Here is a 17988-nt window from a genome sequence, read left to right as displayed (position 1 = left end):
GGGTTACCAGCTGGCGCCGATCACCAGCACCACCAGCAGCGGGCACACCAGCCGCACATACCAGGGCCAGATACGCCAGAACAGGCTGTCGGCCAGCGCCGGAGTGCCCTTCACCAGCTCCTCAAACAATTTGGCGCGGCCCCACATCCAGCCGCCCAGCACACAGAACCCCAGACCGACCAGAGGCTGAATATTCTGGGTGGACAGCCGAATCACCAAGCCGAACAGACTGCCGAAATTCAGGCAGATCACCACGCTGAACAACGCCAGAGCACCGCCCAGCAGCCAGGTCATGCGCGGTCGCGAGGTGCCGAAACGCTCGGTGGCGTAGGACACCGGCACTTCCAGCATGGAAATGGACGAGGTCAGGGCGGCGATGCCCATCAACACAAAGAACACCAGCGCCATCACCAGGCCCAGCGGTCCCATGGTGTCGAACAGCGCCGGCAACACCTGGAACACCAGGGTGTCGCTGCTCAGCAGGCTGCCGTCTTCCCCGTAAATGGTCACGCCATTGTGCATGGCCACGAACATGGCCGGCAAAATCACCAGGCCCGCCAGAAAGGCCACGCCGGTGTCGATCAGAGTCACCTGAAAGGCGGTGGTGGGTATGCTTTCCTGACGGCTCAGGTAGGAGCCGTACATCAGCATGGAGCAGCCACCTATGGTAAGGGAGAAAAAGGCCTGGCCCATGGCGCTGATCAACAGCTGGCCATCCATCACCTTGCTGAAGTCGGGAACCAGATAGTGACGCAGCCCTGCCATGGCGCCATTCTGGGTAAGGATGTAGCAGAACAGCAGCAGGAACAGCACAAACAGCGCCGGCATCAGCCGGGCCGACCAGCGCTCAATGCCCCGCCGCACCCCGGCCTGCACCACCAGAATGGTCAGCAGATAAAACACCAGGGTCCAGACGATATTGCGGCCCAGGCCAAAGGCTTCCAGCCAGTCGGTGGCCGCCTGCCAGCCCAGCATGCGGGTGACGCTGGCGGCGAGAAAAGCCAGCAGCCAGCCGGCCACTATGGCGTAAAACGACAGTACCAGGCTGGGTACCAGCATGCCGGCATAGCCCACCAGACCAGCCAGCCACTTTTGCAACGGGCTTTTACCCAGCTTGCGCACCGAGTCCACCGGGTTGGCCTGGCCATGGCGGCCGATGGCCACTTCCATCACCAGCATGGGAAAGGCCAGGATCAGCACCAGCACCAGATAGGCCACCAGAAAGGCCCCTCCCCCATTGCTGGCCGCCTGGGTGGGAAAACCCCAGATATTGCCCAGTCCTACCGCTGCTCCCGCGGCCGCCATGATAAACCCGAAGCGGGAAGCGAAATGTTCTCTCACTCTTTATTCCTTGAATTATCTTGATGGTTGAATCAGGCCGGCCCGGCGGGGGCCGTATCGTGATGAGGCCAGGCGTTGATCACCGCCTTGACCAAGGTGGCCAGGGGAATGGCAAAAAATACCCCCCAGAAGCCCCAGAAGCCGCCAAACACCAGCACCGCCACAATAATGGCGATGGGATGCAGGTTGACCGCCTCGGAAAACAGCACCGGCACCAGCACGTTGCCGTCCAGCGCCTGAATAATGGCGTAGGCCACCATCAGATAGAAAAACGCCGGGGTAAAGCCCCACTGAAACAGCCCGACCATGGCCACCGGCACGGTGGCGGCGGCGGCGCCAATATAGGGGATCAGCACCGAAAACCCCACCAGCACCGCCAGCAACAGCGCGTAGTTGAGCCCCAGCAGGGCAAAGGTCACATAGCTGACGCCACCGACGATCAGGATTTCAATGACCTTGCCACGCACATAGTTGGCGATCTGCACGTTCATCTCGTGCCAGACCCGGGAGATCAATTCCCGGTTTTCCGGCAGAAAGCGGCTCATGCTGTGCAGCAGCGCCGGCTTGTCCTTGAGCATAAAAAACACCAGCACCGACACCAGAATGAGATACACCAGCAGCACCGCCACATTGGTCAGCGAGCTGATGGACACGCTTAGAATGGCGTCTGCCGAGCCCACCAGCCGGCCCCGCAGATCGTTGAGCAAATTCTGCATCAGGGTCACATCCACCAGCTCCGGATATTGTTCGGGCAGGGTCAGCAACACCTCCTGGGCCCGATTGATCATGGCGGGAATTTCCCGGGCCAGATTGGCACTCTGAGTCAGAATGGAAGGCACCAGGCTCACCAGCGACAGCACCAGCAGCATCGCAAACATCAGCAGCACCAGTCCCGCAGCCGGCCCTCTGCCCAGTCCCAGCCGGCGCAGTCGCCCCACCGGCCACTCCAGCAGGTAGGCAATGACGATGGCGGCGAAAAATGGCGCCAGTATATGGCCCATGAAATACACCACCACAAAGCCGAACAGTAACAGCAAAAACAGCACAACCGCTCCCGGATCGGAAAACCGCTGCCGATACCAGCGCTTGATTACATCCAACATGCAGAGTGTCCTTATGGGTGTTTGGTTACGATGAGTTCAAGCCGGTGCGAAGTCTCCTTTACCACCTCGACTCCCTGCCCGATGCGCTCGAGATAGGCGGGTATATCCTGGCGTGAGCCGGGGTCGGCCAGCACCAGCCACAGCCGGCGGCCGTCCTCGGCCGACTTCAGCCAGAGCTTGACCTCAAGCAATGGCAGGGGGCAGCGCAGAGTGCTGACATCCAGTTGATCCATTCCTTATACCCTGAAAAAAGAAAGTATTATCCCCCTCCTGTGGTCCGCAAACAATGCTTGTGACGCCCGATACGGCCGGTTATTCTGCCAGCCCCACACCGGCAAAAAGGTTTACCCCATGAGGTTACGCTCCGCGCCCCTGATACTGGCTCTCGTTCTGCCCACGCTTCTGACCGCCCGGGCCGACAACAGTTTGCCCGATATCGGCACCGCCGGGGTCAGCGCCATGTCGGTAGAGCGGGAGGTGCGTTTTGGCGACGCCTTCAGTCGCTTTGCCCGGGCCAACCAGCCGGTGGTGGACGATCCCGTACTGAATGAATACGTCACCGATCTGGGACTGAAACTGCTCTCTCAGGCCGATTCGGTACGCTTTCCGTTTCGCTTTCTGCTGATCCGGGACGACAGCATCAACGCCAGTGCCTTTCTGGGCGGCGTGGTGCAGCTGCATACCGGTCTGTTCCTGTACGCAGAAAACGAAAGTGAACTGGCCTCGGTCATGGCTCACGAAATTACCCATGTCACCCAGCGCCATATTGCCCGCTACCTGGAATCCCAGTCCCGTAGTACGCCGCTGACCATTGCCGGCCTGGTCGGCTCGGTGGCACTGGCGGTGGTTAACCCTCAGGCGGGTATGGCCGCGCTGCAGACCACCCTCGGTCTGAAAATGCAGTCTGCCATCAACTATACCCGCGATAACGAATTTGAGGCCGACCGGCTGGGACTGCGGTTACTGTACAACGCCGGTTTTGACCCCAACGCCATGGCCAGCTTCTTTCAGAAACTGGCCGACAAGTACCAGTTTGCCAGCACACCGCCACAAATACTGCTTACCCACCCTCTGCCCGCCAGCCGGATTGCCGAGGCCCGCAGCCGGGCGGCGGAATACGCCGTACGCCCATTGCCGCCGTCCCTGAACTTTCAGCTGGCCAAAGCCCGTATTATGGTGCGCCTGCAGCAGGCCAGCACACGGGAACTGCACAAATATTTTGAAAAGGAAGCCGCCAGCGGGAATACCTGGCTGCCGGATGCCGCCCGTTACGGCCAGGCCCTCGGCCTGATGGCCATCAATAAACCCGAGGCGGCCCGGCCGCTGCTGTCGCAGCTGGCCAAAAGCCATGGCAATAACCTGTTCGTACTCGATGCCCTGACCGATCTCGATAACGCCGAAAGCCGCCATGATGCTGCCATCAAGCGGCTGGAGCAGGCTCACAAGCGCCTGCCCGACAACCGGGTGGTGGTCATCAATCTGGCCGATACCCTGCTGCAGGCCGGGCGACATCAGGAGGCCGCCATCCTGCTCGACGAGTATGCCCGTCGCCAGGGTGACAATGCGCTGGTATGGGAGCTGCTGGCCCAGTCCCTGCGTCCGCTGGGAGACGAATCAGCCTTTCGCCGGGCTCAGGCCGAGCTGGCCGCACTGCAAGGCCGCTATGATGTGGCCGTGCAGCAAATGGAACTCGCCGCCACCCTGTCACAGGATGCCATGCAGCGGGCCCGCCTCGGCGCCCGGCTGGAACAGCTGCGCCAGCAACAGCAGGAGTGGGAAGCGCTGAGGAACTGATAAGCGAAAATGAGGGCTGCCTCCTCTTGTAGCCGCCGCTTCAGCTGGCGGGACCTGCGTAGCAGGTCTGCTTATCTGGCCTGCTTCGCAGGCCCTGCCGACTAAAGTGGCAGCTACGAGCCCCCTTTATTTCCCCAATAGTTTTCCCGCCAGCGGGCAATATCCTCGGCCCTGAGCTCGCCCTGATGACGCGCGGCCAGCTTGCCGTCAGGATCGATCACAAAGGTGGTGGGCAGCACCCGGGGCAACTCAAAGGGCCAGGGGCCCTTCAGACTGGTCACCACAGGTATCGTTATCGCCAGCCGTTGCTGCATTGCCTGCAACGCCTGGGCCGGCATGGTATCAAAACTGACCGCCAGCACCGCCGGCCCGGCAGCCTGCCCCAGTTCATTCAGCAGCGGCAGCTCGCGCAAACAGGGCGCGCACCACTCGGCAAAGTAGTTCACCACCAGCCACTCGCCCCGGTAATCCTTCAGCCGTTGCTGCTCACCGTCGGCCAGGGTGAGGGTAGCCGCCTCACGGCAGCCAGCCAATACCAGCAGCGCCGTCAAAAACCCGATGCGAAGTTTGCCCATTGCGCTTTTCCTTCTATACAATGCCCGCAGCCACGCCACAGGAGTGAATAATGAGTCTGCTTATCTACCATAATCCCCGCTGTTCCAAAAGCCGGGAAACCCTGTCCCTGTTGCAGGAAAAAGGCCTTGAGCCCGAGATTATCAAATATCTGGACACGCCCCCTGATGCAGCGCAACTGAAAGTCCTGCTCAAGCAGCTGGGCATGAGTTCGGCCCGTCAGCTGATGCGCACCAAGGAAGATATCTACAAAACCCTTGAGCTGGCAGACGTCACCGACGAGGACGCCCTGATCGCCGCCATGGTCGCCAATCCCAAACTGATCGAGCGCCCCATTGTGGTATGCAACGGCAAGGCCGCCCTGGGCCGCCCGCCCGAGCAAGTACTGGATATTCTGGAATGACCACCGCTTTTGCCCGCAAACTGGCACTGACCGGCTATCTGGGGCTGATTGCCTGGGTCGCCCTCTGGCATGGTGTGATTTCGCCCCATCCGGAGCTGGGTGCCCGCTTTATGCTGCTGATGTGGCTGCCCTGGCTGTTTATTCCCATGCCGGGCATGCTCAAAGGCAATCCCTACACCCACGCCTGGGCGGTATTTCTGATCATGCCCTACTTTCTTCATTCCCTGACCCTGCTGTGGGTGGATGAAGGAGAGCGCTGGCTGGCGCTGGTGGAGCTGCTGTTCGCCACCACCATGTTTGTGGGCAACAGCTACTACGCCAAGCTGCGCGGCCGCGAGCTGGGCCTGAGCATTCGCAAGAAGAAAAAGGATTGATGTGAGGGAATAGGGACTGGGGATTAGGGAATCGTCTGGCCCGGCGTTTACAACTCCCCAATCCCTATTCCCAAGTCCCCGATTTAAAGTCCCAATATTTCCCGGGTGAAAGGCAGGCTCAGCTTGCGCCTTGCCTGAAACGAGGCATTGTCGAGCAGGTCCAGCGCCGCCAGCAGGGTGCTCATGTCCCGGGACAAACGGCTCAGCAGCAACCTGCCTACATCCGTGGGCAGCTTGAAACCGCGCAGCTCGGCACGCAGTTGCAAAGCACTGAGCTTGCCTTCATCGTCCAGGGTCTTGAGCTGATAGGCCACCCCCCAGTCCAGTCGCGAGGCCAGATCCGGCAGCCCCAGCCCCAGATTGCGGGACGGGGCCGAGGCGCTGATCACCAGGCTGCCCGCCGCCCGCTCCCGCCGGCGGTTAAAGAAGTTGAACACCGCCCGCTCCCACTCATCCACCCCGGCAATGGCATCCAGATTGTCGAGACACACCAGCGGCAGCAGCTCCATGCCGTCAAGCAGGCGCGGTGACATGCGCCGGTAAGCGTGCAATGGCAGACAGGTGGCCGCCTCGCCGCTGGCGTTGACGTCGGCACAGGCCGCATGCAGCAGATGGGAGCGACCGGAGCCGGGCTGACCCCAGAGATAAATCACCTCGTCGCCCTGCCCCAGAGCCGCATTCTTCAGGGCGGTGATCAGCTGGGCATTGTCGCCCGGATAGAAACTGGCAAAGGTTTCATCATCGGGCAGCTGCACCGCCAGCGCCAGCTGGGCCGGTTGCTGCTCGTCATCGCCGTCCCGGCTCAACGGACTGTCTCCGTCAGCCGGTAACGGCGCTCACCGAGCGATGACAGGCCGGCGCTGCTCAGGGCTGGTTCCACCACCGGCGTGGACAGCACCAGGCGAAAACGGGCCTGGTCGCCGGCACTGTCGAGCAGCCGGATATCACTGACGCCTTCAAGCCGGCCAAGGCGCTGCTCCAGCCGCACCATATCGGTAAAGCGTTCCAGACCGCTGACCACTATGGTCAGCTCACCAGGCGCATCGGTACCCGCCGGCAATGCCTCGGCCGGGGCCGTATTGCCTGGCCGGGTTGCCGTCTCCGCGCCTTTATGGCTGATCCAGTAGCCATTGACTGCCGCCAGCAGCTCCATCGGGGTGCCGGCATCGCCCTGGGCAAGGGCCTGCTCACTGTCTTGCGAGAACAGGCGCCAGCGCAACCTGCCGTCTTGCTTGACTACCGCCAGCCAGGCCGCGGCACCATATCGACGACTGGCCTCGGACAGGGTGTCTTTCGCCAGACTGTCCTTGTCTATCTGCATATGCTCCTGCAGATCCCATAGCGGCCACAACAAAGGAATGGCGTAATCCAGCGACGCCTGCCGCCAGCCGGCAGTCATACCATCAAGAGCATGCTGTCCGTCCACCTGCCATACCAGCAGCGACGGACGCTCACCGGTCCAGGCACGCAATCCGGCGCTGTCCAGCAGCGGCAACAGCTCGGCCTGATCAAACTGCACCCGGTAGCCGCCCCGGGTGTGTTCGTCCTGGCGGTAGCGGGACCAGTTCTCAATCATTTCGTCACGCACCCAGGACGCCCTGCCCGGCTCGCCCACCAGACGATCCAGCAGCAGATCCACCGCCTGCTCCCGGGCCTGGGCCCGGCTGTAGGGGGCAGAATCAAGTTGTACCTCAAACACGGACGCGGCCGACGCACCGGTAACCCCCAGCAGCATCAGCGACAGCAGCAGTTGTTTCAGCATGACGTGACCATTGTCGAAAATCGGGCGCTCATGATAACCACTGACCGGGACTCATGCCAGAATCAATGGGGCCGCTCCCTGGGCAGCACCAGGTTCAGCAGAATGCCGACAATGCCGCACAGGCTGATACCCTGCAGGCTGAAGTCGCCGATGCCAAAGGCCATGCCGCCAATACCGAACACCAGGATCACCGCCACGATGCAAAGGTTGCGGGCCTGGGACAGATCCACCTGGTGCTTGATCAGGCTGTTCAGGCCAACGGTGGCGATGGAGCCGAACAGCAAAATCATGATGCCGCCCATCACCGGCACCGGAATGCTCAGCATCAGGGCACCGAACTTGCCCACAAAGGCCAGGGCAATGGCAAAACCGGCGGCCCAGGTCATGATCACCGGGTTGAAGTTTTTGGTCAGCATGACAGCACCGGTCACTTCGGAATAGGTGGTGTTGGGCGGACCGCCAAACAGCGAGGCGGCGCCGGTGGCCAGGCCGTCACCCAGCAGGGTGCGGTGCAGGCCGGGCTTTTTCAGGTAATCCTTGCCAGTGACCGAGCCGATGGCCAGCACGTCACCGATATGCTCAATGGCCGGGGCAATGGCCACCGGCAGCATGAACAGCACCGCCTGCCAGTTCCATTCCGGTGCCACGAAGTCGGGCACCGAGAACCAGGCCGCATCCCGCACCGGGGTGAAGTCCACCACGCCAAAAGCCAGCGCCAGACCGTAACCCACGGCAATACCGGCGGTAATGGGCACCAACCGGAACACGCCTTTGGCCAGAGTGGATACCAGCAAAGTGGTAATCAGGGACGCCAGCGACAACCACAGGGCGGTGTCGTGCTCCACCAGCACGGCGCTGCCGTCACCGCTCTTGCCGATGGCCATGTTCACCGCCATGGGCGCCAGACCCAGACCAATCACCATGATCACCGGGCCCACCACCACGGGTGGCAGCAACCGGGTCAGCAGGGCGGTACCGCGCCAGCGCACCAGCTGGCTGAGCAGCACATACATGATGCCCGCCGCCATCAGGCCGCTCATGGTGGCGGGAATGCCCCAGGTCTGCACGCCGTAGAGAATGGGCGCGATAAAGGCAAAGGACGATGCCAGAAAGATGGGCACCTGGCGTTTGGTACAGATCTGAAACACCAGAGTACCAATGCCGGCGGTGAACAGTGCCACGTTCGGATCCAGGCCGGTGATCAGCGGCATCAGCACCAGGGCACCAAAGGCCACAAACAACATCTGGGAACCGGCCAGAGCCTGGCGCAGGGGAGTGTGCACCGCCGGCTGGCCGGACGCCAGCTCCTGAGTGCGTTCAGCGGGATTCATTTGCTATAACCTCAAACAACAGAAAAAAACCGGCCTGCGCCGGTTTTACATGAACTTACTTGGTACCAAAAATCTTGTCGCCGGCATCGCCCAGGCCGGGAATGATATAGCCGTGCTCGTCGAGCCGTTCGTCCACGGAAGCACAGTACAGCTCCACGTCCGGGTGGGCCGCTTCCAGCGCCTTGATGCCTTCGGGGGCGGCTACCAGCACGATCACCTTGAAATTGGTGCAGCCGTGCTGCTTGAGCAGATCGATGGTGGCGATCATGGAGCCACCGGTGGCCAGCATGGGATCCACGATCAGCGCCAGACGCTCGTCGATGTGGCTCACCAGCTTGTTGAAGTAGGATACCGGCTGCAGGGTTTCTTCATCCCGGTATACCCCCACCACGCTCACCCGGGCGCTCGGCATATGCTCGAGCACACCGTCCATCATGCCGAGGCCGGCGCGCAGGATGGGCACGACCGTGACCTTTTTGCCCTTGAGCTGATCCACCTCGGTGGCGCCGGTCCAGCCGTTGATGGTGGTTTTCTCGGTTTCAAAATCGGCAGTGGCTTCATAAGTCAGCAGACTGCCGACTTCCTTCGCCAGTTCACGAAAGCGTTTGGTGCTGATATCGGCTTCCCGCATCAGACCCAGCTTGTGTTTCACCAAAGGGTGCTTGACCTCAACGACTTTCATCGACAACTTCTCCCGACCACTGAAATAACGGACACAAAAAACCGCGGAACTCTAGCATAAAATAGCGCCCGGCGGCATACTTTCAGCACCAATTTTAGCAAACACGGAGCCGGGACGGCGCCCGTCATGACCAGGCTTGCTGTAACGGTTTCAAAGGGCTCCTCAAACGGCGTTGCCAGTGGCACTGACCCACGCATTAAATTAGAATAGCCGGCGAAACACTTACCCGGGCCGGCCACGGAGCCGAAGAGCACCGAGCGGGCTCAACACCAATGACAAGGTATCAACACGTGACGCAGAACAAACCCCTGAGCTACAAAGACGCCGGTGTCGACATCGACGCCGGTAACGCCCTGGTTGAACGCATCAAGGGCGTCAGCCGCCGCACTCAGCGCCCGGAAGTCATGGGCGGTCTCGGGGGCTTTGGCGCCCTGTGCCAGCTGCCCACCGGTTACAAGGAGCCGGTACTGGTGGCCGGCACCGACGGTGTGGGCACCAAGCTGCGCCTGGCCATTGACCTCAAGCGCCACCAGGGCGTGGGCGTGGATCTGGTGGCCATGTGCGTTAACGATCTGATTGTGCAGGGTGCCGAGCCGCTGTTTTTCCTCGACTATTACGCCACCGGCAAGCTGGACGTGGACACCGCCGCCGACGTGGTCACCGGCATTGGTGAAGGCTGCGAGCTGAGCGGCTGCGCCCTGATCGGCGGCGAGACCGCGGAAATGCCCGGCATGTACGAAGCCGGCGACTACGACCTGGCAGGATTTTGTGTGGGTGTGGTTGAGAAAAGCGGCATTATCGACGGCTCCAAAGTGGCCTCAGGTGATGCCCTGATCGCCCTGGCCTCCAGCGGCCCGCATTCCAACGGTTATTCCCTGATCCGCAAGATCCTGGAAGTGAGCCAGGCAGATCTGAACCAGCCTCTGGGCGACGCCACCCTGGCCGACGCCCTGATGGCCCCCACCCGCATCTATGTGAAGCCGGTGCTGGAACTGATCAAGCAGTTTGACATTCACGCCCTCAGCCACATTACCGGCGGCGGTTTCTGGGAAAACATTCCCCGCGTATTGCCCGAGAGCGCCAAGGCGGTGATCGACGGCGCCAGCTGGCAGTGGCCCGAGGTGTTCACCTGGCTGCAGCAGGCCGGCAACGTGGAAACCCATGAAATGTACCGCACCTTCAACTGTGGTGTGGGCATGGTGATCGCCCTGCCCGCCGACCAGGCCGACGCCGCCGTTCAGTTTATGCAGAACGCCGGCGAGAACGCCTGGGTCATCGGTCACATCGAGCAGGCCGCCGACGGCGAAGAGCAGGTCGAAATCAAATGAAACGCATCCTGGTGCTGATCTCCGGCAACGGCAGCAACCTGCAGGCCATGCTGGATCAGGCGGCCGATGGCCGCCTGGGCGGCGAGGTGGTGGCGGTGATCAGCAACAAGGCCGAGGCCTATGGCCTAGAGCGGGCCCGCATGGCGGGGGTAGCCACCGAGGTACTGCCGGGCAGGGACTACCCCGACCGGGAAAGCTATGACACCGCCCTGATGCAGCTGATTGACGGTTACCAGCCGGATCTGCTGGTGCTGGCGGGCTTTATGCGCATTCTCACTCCCGGCTTTGTGCGCCGCTATGAAGGGCGAATGCTCAACATTCACCCTTCCCTGCTGCCCAAATATCAGGGGCTGAACACCCATCAGCGGGCCATTGACGCCGGCGACGACGAACACGGCTGCAGCGTGCACTTTGTGACCGAAGAGCTGGATGGCGGCCCGGTGATTTTGCAGGCCCGGGTGCCGGTGTTTGCCGAAGACGACGCCACCACGGTGGCCGAGCGGGTGCATGTGCAGGAGCACGCCATCTATCCGCTGGCGGTGCGCTGGTTCTGCGACGGCCGGCTGGCCATGAAGGACGGCCAGGCCTGGCTGGATAACCAGCCCCTGCCGCCGGAAGGCCACGCCGGCGAGTAAGCCGCCACAGAATAAACCGTAAAAAGAATGCTTCGGCATTCTTTTTTTATGGCTGTGACGGACTGGCCGGCAATAACAGCATGGCGTTAATGCCGGTGCTGCTGGCGTTCGCCAGCGCCGGGCTGCTGGCCCGCGTCAGCAGCAGGCTGGCCCGCGTCAGCAGCAGGCTGGCCCTGTCGGTGGCGGCGGTGAGCCAGGCGGCCAGCGACCAGTGGCGTAATGGCAACACGGCCTCCTCCAGCCCCTTGTTTGCCAGCAGCGGCGCCAGCTCATCCATTTTTGCCGCCGGCACCAGCACCCACAGCGGCCAGCCACTCCGTCCGGCCAGGGCCTGGCCCTGCTCCAGCAGCCCGGTATCGCTGATATCATCCAGTACCACCAGTAACTGGTTCAGCGGCCGAAAGTGCGCCCCCAGCAGCAAGACCGGACGCTGCACCCCACTCAGCCATACCGGCAGGGGCTCTCCGGCACTGAGCATCAGCACCGCCATATCGTCGCCGCTGGCAGCACTGAGCAGTTGCTCACGCCGGCCCCGGGTCACCTCCCGGCTCCATTCCAGCGCCCGTTGCCGGGCCAGGGCCGCCAGCCGCTGTTCGGCCCGCTCTCTGCGCCGCTGCAGCTGCCAGGCCAGCTGAGCACTGCTGAGCGGCCTGACCTTGCCGGTCAGCAGGCTGATCTCGCGACTGCAGGGCAGCTCGCCACAACGCAGCAGATATTCGTCTTCCACAAACACGGTACGCAGGCTTACGCCCTGTCCGGCGGCAAAGTCCACCACCGCTTCCAGTTGTTCCAGCTCCCGGCCACTGAGCTCCAGATACCAGACCAGACGCCGCATCATGACGTTTTCTCCCCGGTGTCACCGTTGTCGTCATCATGCCGGTGCAGCTTGCGCTGTACCTCGGCCAGCCGTGCCAGGCACTGCTGCACCCGGCCGTTGACCGAGTCTGCCGGGTAATTCCCCTGATCGTCGATCTGACCCACCGCCATACCGGTGAGCAGGGCCAGGGCCTGATCCAGCTCGGATACCGCATACACGCTGAATTGCCCTTCGGCCACGGCATCGCGCACTTCCCGGCTCAGCATCAGGTTGTCGGTGTTGCTGGCAGGAATGATCACCCCCTGACCAGGCGCCATCCCCCGGGCCTGACAGACCTCAAAAAAGCCCTCAATCTTTTCGTTGACGCCACCAATGGGCTGCACCCGGCCAAACTGGTTAATGGAGCCGGTGACCGCCAGAGCCTGGTTAAGGGGCACTTCCCCCATGGCGGAGATCAGGGCGCAGCATTCGGCCACCGAGGCGCTGTCGCCTTCGATCATGCCGTAAGACTGCTCAAAGGCCAGGCTGGCGGACACCGGCATGGGACCTTCGGCGGCGTAACGGTGACTCAGAAAACGGGACAGAATCAGCATGGCCTTGGCGTGTATGGCCCCGCTCAGCTTCACCTCGCGCTCGATATCGAGCACGGATCCGCTGCCCAGCCGGGCAATGGCGGTAATGCGTGCCGGCTGACCAAAACGGTAGTTGCCCATGTCCAGCACCGTCAGACCGTTGACCTGCCCGACCACGGCGCCCTCGGTATCGATCAGCTTGCTGCCACGCAATATCGACTCTTCCATGCGGCGGTGGATACGCGCCGCCCGCCGCCGTCCCGCCGCCCGCGCCCGCTCAACCGCCTCACCACTAATGCAGCTCTGACTGGCACTTTCGGTCAGATAGTTGGCCTCCTGCAGCACATCGGTCAGCTCTTCGGTCAGTGCCGACAGCCGCTGCTGATCATCCGCCAGCCGGCCGGCATACTCGATCATGCGGGCCACGCCACAGCGGGTAAGTGGACGCAGATCCTGCTGGCGCGCCAGCCAGCCGATAAAACGGGCATACCGCTGCAGATTTTCCTGGCTGACCTCAATATCGTCGTTATAGTCCGCCTGCACCTTGAACAGCTTGCCAAAGTCCGGATCATGGGCCGCCAGCAGGTAATACAACCGGCGATCACCGATAAGGATCACCTTGAGCTCCAGGGGCACCGGCTCAGGCTCCAGGCTGACGGTACTGGCCAGACTGTAAAAGCGTTCCAAAGATTCAATTCGGACTTCACGGGCATAGAGCGCCCGCTTCAGCACTTCCCACACCATGGGCTGCTGCAGCAGTCGTTGCACATCGAGGATCAGATAGCCACCATTCGCCTTGTGCAGGGCACCGGCACGGATCAGGGTAAAATCGGTGATCAGGGCGCCCTGCTCCACATGGTGCTCCACCCGACCCAGCAACCGGATGAGATTGGGCCAGTCTTCGTAAATCACGGGCGCACCCTGTGTGTCGGCGTTATCCACCAGCAGATTAAGCCGATAACGCGCCAGCAGATGAGCCGGCAGCTCACCTTCGCGCATATAGGCCAGCAACAGGTTGACGTTGCCCGCCAGATCCTGCTGAATCGCTTCCAGGTGATGAATGGCCGGCTCGCAGCCGGCATATTCCTCGCACAGCTCATCGATCAGGCTGCCACCGGCGAACATGACCATTTCTTCGTTCAGCCACTGAATGTGTTGCTGGGTTTCCCGCTTCCACTGAGGAAACTGCTGCAGCACCTCCTGCAACCGTTTTTCCACCCGTTCAATGGCCTGCTCCATGGCGGCGCGTTCCGCTTCCGGCAGCTGGTGGAAACTGCGCGCATCCAGCACTTCTCCGTCCTTTTTCGGTGCCAGGGTAAAGCCGGTGGGGGTTTTGATCAGGGCCACCTCTTCGGCCTTGGCCAAGACCCTGACTTCGTTCATGGCGGCGGTCTGGCGCTCGGCCAGCTGCTGGTTTAGCTCATCCAGCCGGTTATGGTATTCCTCGGTATCAAAAATGGCCGGAATGGACAACAACAGCTCTTCCACCAGCTTGTCGAGACTAGCGCGAAAACGCCGCCCCACTCCCGGAGGCAGCACCAGCAGTTCGGGCCGTATCGCTTCTTCAAAACCGTGGACATAACACAAGTCCGCCGGCACCGGCTCGCTTTCTGCCCGGCCGCTGAGAAAGCGCCGGATCAGGGTATGCCGGTTGCAGTTTTCCGGCGCCATCATGTAGATGTTAAACCCCTGACGGCGTATGCCAGTGCCAAACGACAGGGCTTCGAGCAGCTGCTCCTGCCCCACCATTGCACCGCTGTCGGTGAGCTCGTCGGTGGTGGTAAAGGTAAACAGGGCTTCATCGCAGGCGCGATAAAGCCGTTGGGGATCAAGAGGAGATACAGCAGTCATGGCCAGCCTCGTACAGACAGTCTGCACAAAGCTTAGCCAATAAGCCTTCGAGCGTTGAGGTGCAGGCCCTTGCCGCTTTCAGGACAGTGCACTTCCGTCGGACAAAGCGCACTGCTTCTTTGGCTCGCCGTAAACCCATCCATGGGGGCTCCGCTGCGCCATCCCTGGCGCAGAGGGCCACAGAAGCAGTCACCCTTTGCCCTCCTGAGTCAGGCACAAAGTTGACTGTCAGTATCCTGCAGCCAGCACGATAGCCACATGAAACAGCAGCGGGGATTGCCGAAGCCGGCCGTCACATGCCATGGATGGCATGTGCCGAGCACTACAAGGATGTACTTGCAGCGTGCCGGCGAAGCGCAACCGCGCTGCTGCTTCGCATTGCGCTAGTTTTCAGCGATTTTTTCAAGGCTCAGGAGACGGGCTCTTCGCCGTTGCCGGCCACCCGCTCGCCGAGCCAGAACAGGTTGTATTCACCGGGCTGCATTTTGTGCCACTGCTCGTTGTTGGTAAGCGGCTGGGTGGCGATCACGGTAACGATGTCGTTGGGGGTGGTTTCCTGCTGAAAGTCGATTTCCACGTCTTCGTCAATCAGCCGGGCAGGCCCAAAGGGGGCACGGCGGGTGATCCAGTGCAGGTTATTGGTGCAGTAGGTCATCAGGTATTCGCCGTCGGTAAGCAGCATATTGAACACCCCCAGCCCGCGCAGCTGATCGCACAGGGTGGCCACATAACGGAACATGGCCGCCATGTTGCCGGGCTTGCGCGGATACTTTCGCTCCAGCTCGTGCAATATCCAGCAAAAGGCCAGCTCGCTGTCGGTGTCCCCCACCGGCTTGTGGCGGCCGGTCTTGAGCTTTTTATAGCCACTGAGCTGGCCATTATGGGCAAAGGTCCAGTAGCGCCCCCACTGCTCCCGGGTAAAGGGGTGAGTATTTTCCAGGGCAATGCCGCCCCGGTTGGCCTGACGGATATGGCTGACCACGGCGCAGCTCTTGATGGGGTATTCCTGCACCAGCTGGGCAATGCGCGACTGGCTGGAGGGCTGCGGATCCTTGAAGGTGCGCAGGCCCTTGCCCTCGTAAAATACAATGCCCCAGCCGTCCTTGTGGGGGCCGGTGCGCCCGCCCCGCTGCATCAGACCGGTAAAGCTGAAACAGATGTCGGTGGGCACATTGGCGCTCATCCCTAGCAGTTCACACATGGGCTTACTCTTGCTCCATTTCCTTTTCGACCAGCTGGATCAGAATGTGAATGATCTTGATGTGCACTTCCTGAATGCGGTCGGCGTAGCCGAAATGCGGTACGCGAATTTCCACATCCGCCAGCCCCGCCATTTTGCCGCCGTCCTTGCCGGTGAGGGCAATGGTTCGAATGCCCCTGGCTTTGGCCACCTCAATGGCCTTGAGGATATTGGCCGAGTTGCCGCTGGTGGACAGGCCGAGCAATACGTCCCCTTCCCGGCCCACCGCTTCCAGATAGCGGGAGAACACGAACTCGTAGCCAAAGTCGTTGGACACGCAGGACAGATGGCTGGGATCAGAAATGGCGATGGCCGGATAGCCGGGGCGGTTTTCCCGGTAACGGCCGGTCAGCTCCTCGGCAAAGTGCATGGCGTCGCAGTGAGAACCACCATTGCCGCAAGACAGCACCTTGCCGCCGGCCTTGAAGCTGTCGGCCAGCAGTCTGGCGGCCCGCTCAATGGCGGCAATGTTGGCGTCATCGGCCAGAAAGCGGCTCAGCACCTCGGCGGCTTCGTTCAGCTCGCTGCGGATCAGACTCTGATACATGTAATGGCCTCTTGCTTGCGGTAAAAGGGCATTTTGGCACAAGTGCTGCAAAGCGAAAAGCCGAAGGAGTCCGGGCTCGGCCCGGTACAGCTGGCCGCTATTCGTGACATTGGTCACACACTACTTTTTCAGTACAATGTTGCCAAGCTTTTAATACAAATTACTTACAGGTCTGGCACATGGACGCAAAAAACCGCATTGCAGCACTTATCGAACACCTGCAACAGGGCCTGCTGGAGCGGGAAACACCGGCCCGGCTGGCGCTGCTGGCGGCCCTTTCCGGCGAGCACCTGCTGCTGCTGGGTCCTCCCGGCACCGCCAAAAGCGAGCTGTCGCGCCGGCTGCACACCCTGATGGCCGACGGCAGCTATTTTGAGCGGCTGCTGACCCGCTTCTCGGTACCGGAAGAGCTGTTTGGTCCTCTGTCCATCAAGGCGCTGGAGCAGGACAGATACCTGCGCCAGACCAAGGGCTATCTGCCCGAGGCGTCCATCGCCTTTATCGACGAGATCTTCAAGGCCAACAGCGCCATTCTCAACAGCCTGCTGACCCTGCTCAACGAGCGCCAGTTCGACAATGGCAACGAGCGCCTGCCGGTGCCCCTGGTGTCGGTGATCGCCGCCAGCAACGAGCTGCCGGAAGGGGCCGAGCTCAACGCCCTGTACGACCGCTTTCTGCTGCGCTATCAGGTGGCGCCGGTGGGTGACGACGCCTTTACCGGCCTGCTGACCCTGAACAGCGACTATCAGGCGCCGGCGGCCGAGCTGAAGTTAACCGGTGCCGAGCTGGCCGCCCTGCGCAAGGAAGCCGGGCAGCTGCCGCTGTCGCCTGCGCTGATCCGCCTGCTGCACAGCCTGCGCCGTTTTCTCGCCGAGCAGGAAATTCCGGTGTCCGACCGGCGCTGGCGCAAGGTGGTCAAGCTGCTCAAGGTATCCGCCTGCTGCAACGGCCAGCAACAAGCCGACCTGCTCGACGCCTGGCTGCTGCCCCACTGCCTGTGGCAGCAGCCGGAGCAGCAGGGTCGCCTGACCGACTGGCTGCACGAGCACGTTGCCGCCGATCCGGGCTTCAGCCCGCAGCTGGTAAGCGAGCTGGTGGACAGCTGGCAGGAGCGGCTGGATCAGGACGCCGATCCTGTGCTGCCGTCCCTCAACGAGCAGGGCTACCAGCTTTACCTCGACGAGCAGGGCCAGCCGGTCACCGAAGCCAGGGGCGAACGGCAACGCCGCAATGAAAGCGGTCAGCTGCTTTATCGTCAGCCCCGGCTGCCGGACTCGGTGTTTACCGAGCAGGAAATTCGCAACCTCGGCGGCAATCTGGATCAATACCAGCCGCTGATGGAAAGCTATCAGCGCCCCAGCGCCCTGCAGCCCAGGGCCTGGCCGGCGAGCCATGTGGCCTCGCGCCTACGCCAGCTGGATGAACGCATCGATGAGCTGGCCCAGTACCTTGAATGGCTTGAGCGCCAGCAGCAGGGTCTGGGCCAGCGGCTGCGCCAGCACCTGTGGCTGAGCCCGGCGCTGGGTGAGCGCGCCCGCGCCCAGCTGGAGCAGCAACAGGCCGGCCTGAGCCGTCAGCACGAGCGACTGCAGGCATTGCGCCGGGCCTTTGCCGAACTGCCGGTTGAAGACTGAT

The 17988-nt window shown here is 61.9% G+C and carries 18 protein-coding genes; 6 read left to right on the top strand and 12 right to left on the bottom strand.

Going from position 1 to position 17988, the window contains the following annotated elements; translation table 11 throughout:
* Positions 1-3 precede the first annotated feature (3 nt).
* From DA373_RS07025 to DA373_RS07015, 3 genes are read right to left on the bottom strand one after another with little or no spacing between them, the layout of a single operon-like run.
* Positions 4-1341 carry a sodium-dependent transporter gene (locus DA373_RS07025; protein WP_107851611.1) on the bottom strand — a complete coding sequence of 446 codons (1338 nt, stop codon included), beginning with the start codon at positions 1339-1341 and terminating at the stop codon, positions 4-6.
* Between the two features lie 32 nt (positions 1342-1373).
* Complete coding sequence (locus tag DA373_RS07020) at positions 1374-2444, bottom strand: AI-2E family transporter (protein ID WP_107851610.1); 1071 nt, start codon at positions 2442-2444, stop codon at positions 1374-1376.
* Between the two features lie 11 nt (positions 2445-2455).
* Positions 2456-2677, bottom strand: a complete 222-nt coding sequence (locus DA373_RS07015; RefSeq protein ID WP_107851609.1) for a sulfurtransferase TusA family protein — start codon at positions 2675-2677, stop codon at positions 2456-2458.
* Between the two features lie 118 nt (positions 2678-2795).
* Here DA373_RS07015 and bepA point away from each other — a divergent pair, with 118 nt between their 5' ends.
* Positions 2796-4238, top strand: coding sequence for a beta-barrel assembly-enhancing protease (gene bepA / locus DA373_RS07010; RefSeq protein WP_107851608.1), 1443 nt, complete (start codon positions 2796-2798; stop codon positions 4236-4238).
* 113 nt (positions 4239-4351) lie between these two features.
* Here bepA and DA373_RS07005 read toward each other — a convergent pair whose 3' ends face one another.
* The gene (locus tag DA373_RS07005) at positions 4352-4813 is read right to left on the bottom strand and encodes a TlpA family protein disulfide reductase (protein WP_107851607.1); all 462 of its coding nucleotides are present in this window, start codon (positions 4811-4813) and stop codon (positions 4352-4354) included.
* A gap of 47 nt (positions 4814-4860) precedes the next feature.
* Here DA373_RS07005 and arsC point away from each other — a divergent pair, with 47 nt between their 5' ends.
* Together arsC and DA373_RS06995 are read left to right on the top strand one after the other, a co-directional pair.
* Complete coding sequence (gene arsC, locus DA373_RS07000) at positions 4861-5214, top strand: arsenate reductase (glutaredoxin) (RefSeq protein WP_408635762.1); 354 nt, start codon at positions 4861-4863, stop codon at positions 5212-5214.
* The gene (locus tag DA373_RS06995; RefSeq protein ID WP_107851605.1) at positions 5211-5588 is read left to right on the top strand and encodes a DUF2069 domain-containing protein; all 378 of its coding nucleotides are present in this window, start codon (positions 5211-5213) and stop codon (positions 5586-5588) included. The genes arsC and DA373_RS06995 overlap by 4 nt, the downstream gene beginning before the upstream one ends.
* 83 nt (positions 5589-5671) lie before the next feature.
* On the opposite strand, the gene hda is transcribed toward DA373_RS06995, so the two are convergent.
* The 4 genes from hda to upp all read right to left on the bottom strand — a co-directional run bounded on the left by hda (position 5672) and on the right by upp (position 9363).
* Positions 5672-6394 (bottom strand): DnaA inactivator Hda, encoded by a 723-nt coding sequence (gene hda / locus DA373_RS06990; protein ID WP_107851604.1) that lies wholly within the window; start codon positions 6392-6394, stop codon positions 5672-5674.
* Positions 6391-7350, bottom strand: a complete 960-nt coding sequence (locus DA373_RS06985; protein WP_107851603.1) for a DUF2066 domain-containing protein — start codon at positions 7348-7350, stop codon at positions 6391-6393. Before DA373_RS06985 ends, hda begins: the two co-directional genes overlap by 4 nt.
* Before the next feature lie 62 nt (positions 7351-7412).
* Positions 7413-8681, bottom strand: coding sequence for a uracil-xanthine permease family protein (locus DA373_RS06980; RefSeq protein WP_107851602.1), 1269 nt, complete (start codon positions 8679-8681; stop codon positions 7413-7415).
* A gap of 55 nt (positions 8682-8736) precedes the next feature.
* Positions 8737-9363, bottom strand: a complete 627-nt coding sequence (gene upp / locus DA373_RS06975) for a uracil phosphoribosyltransferase (protein ID WP_107851601.1) — start codon at positions 9361-9363, stop codon at positions 8737-8739.
* Between the two features lie 290 nt (positions 9364-9653).
* Between upp and purM the strand changes: the two genes are divergently transcribed.
* Both purM and purN read left to right on the top strand, forming a co-directional pair.
* Positions 9654-10691, top strand: coding sequence for a phosphoribosylformylglycinamidine cyclo-ligase (gene purM, locus DA373_RS06970; RefSeq protein WP_232821215.1), 1038 nt, complete (start codon positions 9654-9656; stop codon positions 10689-10691).
* Complete coding sequence (gene purN, locus DA373_RS06965) at positions 10688-11326, top strand: phosphoribosylglycinamide formyltransferase (RefSeq protein ID WP_107851599.1); 639 nt, start codon at positions 10688-10690, stop codon at positions 11324-11326. The genes purM and purN overlap by 4 nt, the downstream gene beginning before the upstream one ends.
* Positions 11327-11372: 46 nt before the next feature.
* Here purN and DA373_RS06960 read toward each other — a convergent pair whose 3' ends face one another.
* The 4 genes from DA373_RS06960 to lpcA all read right to left on the bottom strand — a co-directional run bounded on the left by DA373_RS06960 (position 11373) and on the right by lpcA (position 16353).
* Positions 11373-12164, bottom strand: coding sequence for a hypothetical protein (locus DA373_RS06960; protein ID WP_107851598.1), 792 nt, complete (start codon positions 12162-12164; stop codon positions 11373-11375).
* The gene (locus DA373_RS06955; RefSeq protein ID WP_107851597.1) at positions 12161-14566 is read right to left on the bottom strand and encodes a Lon protease family protein; all 2406 of its coding nucleotides are present in this window, start codon (positions 14564-14566) and stop codon (positions 12161-12163) included. Before DA373_RS06955 ends, DA373_RS06960 begins: the two co-directional genes overlap by 4 nt.
* Positions 14567-14975: 409 nt before the next feature.
* Complete coding sequence (locus DA373_RS06950) at positions 14976-15767, bottom strand: class II glutamine amidotransferase (protein ID WP_107851596.1); 792 nt, start codon at positions 15765-15767, stop codon at positions 14976-14978.
* A gap of 4 nt (positions 15768-15771) precedes the next feature.
* Positions 15772-16353: a D-sedoheptulose 7-phosphate isomerase gene (gene lpcA, locus DA373_RS06945; protein ID WP_107851595.1), complete on the bottom strand. Its 582-nt coding sequence runs from the start codon at positions 16351-16353 to the stop codon at positions 15772-15774.
* 179 nt (positions 16354-16532) lie between these two features.
* On the opposite strand from lpcA, the gene DA373_RS06940 reads away from it, so the two are divergent.
* A complete protein-coding gene (locus DA373_RS06940) occupies positions 16533-17987 on the top strand; it encodes an AAA family ATPase (protein ID WP_107851594.1) in 1455 nt (484 codons plus the stop codon).
* Position 17988: the final 1 nt, after the last annotated feature.

It is taken from the genome of Oceanimonas marisflavi (assembly GCF_003049725.1).
Taxonomy (GTDB): Bacteria; Pseudomonadota; Gammaproteobacteria; order Enterobacterales; family Aeromonadaceae; genus Oceanimonas; species Oceanimonas marisflavi.
This window is presented reverse-complemented; position numbering and strand designations above follow the sequence as displayed.

Coding starts and splice junctions, on each gene's coding strand:
- upp (WP_107851601.1), bottom strand. CDS start 9,363: ATGAAAGTCGTTGAGGTCAAGCACCCTTTGGTGAAACACAAGCTGGGT.
- DA373_RS06985 (WP_107851603.1), bottom strand. CDS start 7,350: ATGCTGAAACAACTGCTGCTGTCGCTGATGCTGCTGGGGGTTACCGGT.
- DA373_RS07015 (WP_107851609.1), bottom strand. CDS start 2,677: ATGGATCAACTGGATGTCAGCACTCTGCGCTGCCCCCTGCCATTGCTT.
- DA373_RS06955 (WP_107851597.1), bottom strand. CDS start 14,566: ATGACTGCTGTATCTCCTCTTGATCCCCAACGGCTTTATCGCGCCTGC.
- DA373_RS06950 (WP_107851596.1), bottom strand. CDS start 15,767: ATGTGTGAACTGCTAGGGATGAGCGCCAATGTGCCCACCGACATCTGT.
- DA373_RS07005 (WP_107851607.1), bottom strand. CDS start 4,813: ATGGGCAAACTTCGCATCGGGTTTTTGACGGCGCTGCTGGTATTGGCT.
- bepA (WP_107851608.1), top strand. CDS start 2,796: ATGAGGTTACGCTCCGCGCCCCTGATACTGGCTCTCGTTCTGCCCACG.
- DA373_RS06940 (WP_107851594.1), top strand. CDS start 16,533: ATGGACGCAAAAAACCGCATTGCAGCACTTATCGAACACCTGCAACAG.
- lpcA (WP_107851595.1), bottom strand. CDS start 16,353: ATGTATCAGAGTCTGATCCGCAGCGAGCTGAACGAAGCCGCCGAGGTG.
- DA373_RS06995 (WP_107851605.1), top strand. CDS start 5,211: ATGACCACCGCTTTTGCCCGCAAACTGGCACTGACCGGCTATCTGGGG.
- purN (WP_107851599.1), top strand. CDS start 10,688: ATGAAACGCATCCTGGTGCTGATCTCCGGCAACGGCAGCAACCTGCAG.
- DA373_RS07020 (WP_107851610.1), bottom strand. CDS start 2,444: ATGTTGGATGTAATCAAGCGCTGGTATCGGCAGCGGTTTTCCGATCCG.
- DA373_RS06960 (WP_107851598.1), bottom strand. CDS start 12,164: ATGATGCGGCGTCTGGTCTGGTATCTGGAGCTCAGTGGCCGGGAGCTG.
- DA373_RS06980 (WP_107851602.1), bottom strand. CDS start 8,681: ATGAATCCCGCTGAACGCACTCAGGAGCTGGCGTCCGGCCAGCCGGCG.